We start from the raw sequence: 4,327 nt of genomic DNA on the forward strand, positions 1-4,327 counted from the left end.
CGCCGGGCCGGGGGGCACGCCCCCCTGCCCCTGCGCGCCCGCCGGACGCGCAGGGCCTTCGCAAGATGGCCGCCCGACTACAGGGCGAACCAGTCCACTGTCGCATGCGCGGTGCCGCGCACCTCGATGACGAGTTCGGCCACCTTGTCGCCGTTCAGGTCGGCTTCGAGCCGCTGGACGGTGCCGAGGTCCACCGCCCGCAGTTCGCCGGCGGCGCCGCTGAAGTCGGCATAGCCGATGAAGTCGAACGCCTCATCCGCCGCGGTGTTGCTGTTGGCGTCGAGCCGGTTCAGCACGATCAGGTCGTGCTCGGCCTGCGAGTAGTCGGCGATGGTGTCGGTGCCGACGAAGTCATGCGTGGTGAAGATGAAGAAGTCCCGGTCGGCGCCGCCCACGAGCAGGTCGGCGTCGCGGCCGCCGAAGATGCGGTCGCGGCCCGTGCCGCCTTCCAGCGTATCCTGGCCGGCATTCCCCTTGAGCAGGTCGTTGCCGCCCCAGCCGGTCAGCAGGTCGGCGCAGGGGCCGCCGATCAGCGTGTCGTCCGTGGAGGGCGGCGGCGGAACCTGGACCGCGGCGACGCTCTCGTGGAAGAAGTTGATCACGGCGCGGGAGTCGTCCACCGCCTGCGCCCAGTCGTTGATGCCGGCGCCGGTGGCGGCGAAGGTGTCGAAGCTGAGGCCGTCGGCCGAGAGCTTGATGTATTCGTCGGCCCAGGCCGCGCCGCTGCCGACGTCGTTCACGCCGTCGCCGTCGTTGTCGCTGCCCCAGACGGCGTCGAGCACGGTGCGCTGCACGGCCTCGAGGTCGGAGAGGTCGCCGTCCATGTCCTGGTACCACTTGACCCACATGTCGCCGTACTGGGCGACGCGGTCGTAGTCGAAGGTCTCGTTCGTTCCGTCGGTGAAGCTGAAGTAGTCGATGTGCAGGGTGTCGCCGGAGCCCGTCACCTCGTTCACGCCGGAGATCGAATGCGCCGTGAGCACGGCGTCCATGCTGAAGGGCGTGGACTTCGCGGCGGCGCCGCCGAGCAGGCCCGTCGGGTCCCAGCCCGAGGCGAGCAGATCCGCCAGCTGCGACGGGAGGTTCGTCGCGGCATTGGCCAGAACCTCGGTCCAGCTGTTCACGCCGCCGGCCGTCATGATCAGATGGTAGAGGGCGAGGTTCTCGTTCGGCGCGTCGATCGTCGCGCCGTCGGCGACGATCCGGCCGGCGAAATCGGTGGTGATCGTGGTGGCCGCGGTGATCTTGGCGAGCGCTTCCTCGAGCGCGTGCTCCCTGACGGCTTCCGGCGCGCGGATCACGTTGACACGCTCGAGCACGACTTCCTGCACATAGGGCAGCAGGTCGGCGGGGATCTCGTAGTCGCCCTCCGCGATCTCTTCGTAGTAGATCGGGAAGGTGTCGCCGCTCGCCGTGTCGAGCCCGACCGGGATGGTCTGGCTGTTGCCGTCCAGCACCGGCTCGCCGTTGCCGCCGCCATCGGTGGGGTCGAGGTCGCGCAGCAGCACATACAGGTCGGCGTAGAGATCGCCGCCGCCACCGCCACCGCCACCGCCGTGGCTACCGCCGCCGCCGCCGCCGCCTTCCGCTGCCAACGGTTCGATGACGAGGTTCTCGTCCAGGGTCGTGCTCATGGTGTGCTCCGCAAGATCAGTAAGGAGAGGCTGCACCACCACTTACGTGCACGATATGATATGTATCAAGTCCGGCGGATGTTCTGGCGAAATTCGATACATAAATTATGACTCATAAATAGCTGGGCGCGATATTCGGCGCCTGTCGGAACGACCTCTGGTTGGTCGCGGGGCGGCATGCCATCGGGTGGGGTGGGTCCGGGCGGCGGTTCAACCGTCGAGGTAGCGGCGCGCCAGATGGGCGGTGAAGTCGGCCGGGTCGAGCGGCTTGCCCGTCGCCGCCCGCAACAGGTCCTGGAAGCCGAGCCGCGCGCCCTGGCCGTGCACGCGCAGCGCAAGCCAGCCCATCATCGCCGACAGGTCGCCCTTGGCCAGCTGCGCATCGAGATCCGGGATGTCGTGGCGGATCGCCGCCATCAGCTGCGCCGCGGCCATCGCGCCCAGGGTGTAGGACGGAAAATAGCCGAAGGCGCCGTCATGCCAGTGGATGTCCTGCAGGCAGCCCTGCGCGTCGTCCGGCGGTTCGATGCCGAGTAGCGCGCGCAGCCCCTCCCTCCAGGCGGCGGGCAGGTCGGCGACTTCCAGCGTGCCGCCGACCATGGCGCGTTCCAGCCGGAAGCGCAGGATGACATGGGCGGGATAGGTCATCTCGTCCGCGTCCACGCGGATGAAGCCGCGCCCGACGCGGCGCCAGAGCCGGGCCAGGTTCTCGCCGCAGGCGATGCGCGTGGAGAGGCCGAATTCCTGGCGCAGCCGCCCCGCGAGAAAGCCGAGGAACGCGTCCGAGCGGCAGGCCTGCATCTCGACGATCAGCGACTGCGATTCATGCGCCGCCATGCCCGCCGCCTCGCCCACCGGCTGGCGCGCGAAGCCCGCGGGCAGGTGGCGTTCGTACATCGCGTGGCCCGTCTCGTGCAGTACGCCGAGCAGCGCCTTGGCCGGGTTGTGCGGGTCGTAGAAGGTGGTGATGCGGACATCGGCCGGGTTGCCGCCGCAGAAGGGATGCAGCGATTCGTCGAGCCGCGCATGGCTGAACTCCAGCCCGACGCGCTCGGCCATCTCGCGGCAGAGGGCGCGCTGCGCCTCGACCGGGAATTTCCCTTCGAGCGGCAGCGGCGCGGGGCGCCCAGCCTGGATCGCCTCGGCGCGCGGCAGCGCCTCCGACAGCCAAGCCTCGTAGGCGGCGAAGACCGGCTCGACATCGGCGGCCGCGACGCCCGGCTGGTAGCCGTCCATCAGCGCGTCATAGGGGTCCATGCCGAGCGCGGCGCCGAGGGCCTGCGCGATCTCGCGCTGCAGGGCCACCACCTCGGCCAGCGGCGCCTCGATCATCGCGAAGTCGGACCGGGCCTTCGCCTCCCGCCAGACCTTCTCGCAGGCGGAGTTGGCGCGGCTCGACGCCTCCACCAGCGCGACCGGCAGCGCCGTGGCGCGCGCATGCAGCCGGCGCATCAGCGCCAGGTTGGCGCTGTCCCAGTCGCCATCCGCCGTCGCCGCCGCCAGGTCCTCGGCCACCTGCGGCGCGGTCAGCAGCTCGTGCGACACGCCGGCGAGCGCGGCCAGTTGCTCGCCGCGCGCCTGGCCGCCGCCGGGCGGCATCATCGCGCTGGCGTCCCAGTGCAGGATGCCGGCGGCCTCGTTCAGCGCGCCGATGCGCGCGAAGCGCGCCTTCAGGCGGTCATAGGCGGCGTTCATGCCTCGCGCTCCGTCGTGCTCGCGTCGCGGCGGCGGAGCGCGAAGGCGGCGAGGACGCCGACCAGCGCCAGCGCCAGCCCGTACCAGGTGATCGCATAGCCCAGGTGGTTGTTCGTCGGCCGCGGCAGCGTGCGCGCCGGGTCGGGCAGGCCGCTCCCGCCGGCAGCCAGCGCGACGAGGGCGTAGGGCGCGACCTCCAGGCCCAGCGCCCTGCCGATCGCCGGCGGGTCGAAGGTGTAGAACCGGCGGGCCGCCGTGTCGTCGGCGGCGGAGAACCAGTTCGGGCGCTCGCCCGGATGCACCCAGCCTTCCAGCGTCACCTCGCCTTCCGGCCGGGCGATCGGCCGGTCGTTCTGCAGGGGCACCCAGCCGCGATCCACCAGGATCGGCGGGGCGCCCTGGCGCAGCAGGGGCGTGACGAGATGCGCGCCGAGCACGGGGCCGCGCACCTCGAGGCCGAGCAGCGCCTCCCGCGCGTGGTCGAAGCGGCCGGTGACGCGCACCTTGGCCAGCATCTCCGGCGGCTCGGCCAGCGGTGCGGCGGGCGCGGCCTCGCTGGCGGCGATGCGGGCGATGAGGTCGTTCTTCCAGGCAAGCCGCTGCAGCTGCCAGGTGCCGAGGAACAGCAGCAGGCCGAGGACCGGGATCGAGGCCAGGACGGCGATCAGGACAGGGCGGCGCATCGGCCCGTCATGTGGTGCGGCGCGCAGGCCGCCGCCATGCCGCGCTGCGGCTCATCGCATCCCGGCCGCGCGATGGCGCCATTGCGCCCAGATCAGCGCGGCCTTGGCGATGCGCATGGTCAGCACCGAGCCCGGCAGCAGCACCAGCGGCCAGAGCACGAGATGCACCCAGAAGGGCGGCTCCAGCCGGAACTCGACGAGGAAGGCGCCGATCACCGTGAGCGCGCCGAGCAGGAAGATCGCGGGGGGGGCGGGGGCGGGGGCCGGCAGCGGGGGCGGCGGGTCGGGGGGGGCGGCGGGGGCGGGGGGGGCCGC

At 71.8% G+C, this 4,327-nt stretch carries 4 protein-coding genes; all 4 read right to left on the reverse strand.

Annotated features, from left to right (window positions below; genetic code table 11):
- Positions 1-77: 77 nt before the first annotated feature.
- Positions 78-1,634, reverse strand: a complete 1,557-nt coding sequence (locus AC1MIR_RS05520; protein ID WP_480027184.1) for a calcium-binding protein — start codon at positions 1,632-1,634, stop codon at positions 78-80.
- 210 nt (positions 1,635-1,844) lie between these two features.
- Entirely contained in the window at positions 1,845-3,329 is a 1,485-nt protein-coding gene (locus AC1MIR_RS05525; RefSeq protein ID WP_480027185.1) for a carboxypeptidase M32, read from the reverse strand.
- Positions 3,326-4,012, reverse strand: a complete 687-nt coding sequence (locus AC1MIR_RS05530; RefSeq protein ID WP_480027186.1) for an SURF1 family protein — start codon at positions 4,010-4,012, stop codon at positions 3,326-3,328. The genes AC1MIR_RS05525 and AC1MIR_RS05530 overlap by 4 nt, the downstream gene beginning before the upstream one ends.
- A gap of 51 nt (positions 4,013-4,063) precedes the next feature.
- Positions 4,064-4,327: DUF983 domain-containing protein (locus tag AC1MIR_RS05535; protein ID WP_480027187.1), on the reverse strand; the 264-nt coding region annotated here is incomplete at its 5' end.

The organism is Falsiroseomonas sp. RANM36 (genome assembly GCF_056682175.1).

Excerpts from the sequence above, each read along its gene's own strand:
- AC1MIR_RS05520 (WP_480027184.1), bottom strand. The coding sequence starts at position 1,634 with ATGAGCACGACCCTGGACGAGAACCTCGTCATCGAACCGTTGGCAGCG.
- AC1MIR_RS05525 (WP_480027185.1), bottom strand. The coding sequence starts at position 3,329 with ATGAACGCCGCCTATGACCGCCTGAAGGCGCGCTTCGCGCGCATCGGC.
- AC1MIR_RS05530 (WP_480027186.1), bottom strand. The coding sequence starts at position 4,012 with ATGCGCCGCCCTGTCCTGATCGCCGTCCTGGCCTCGATCCCGGTCCTC.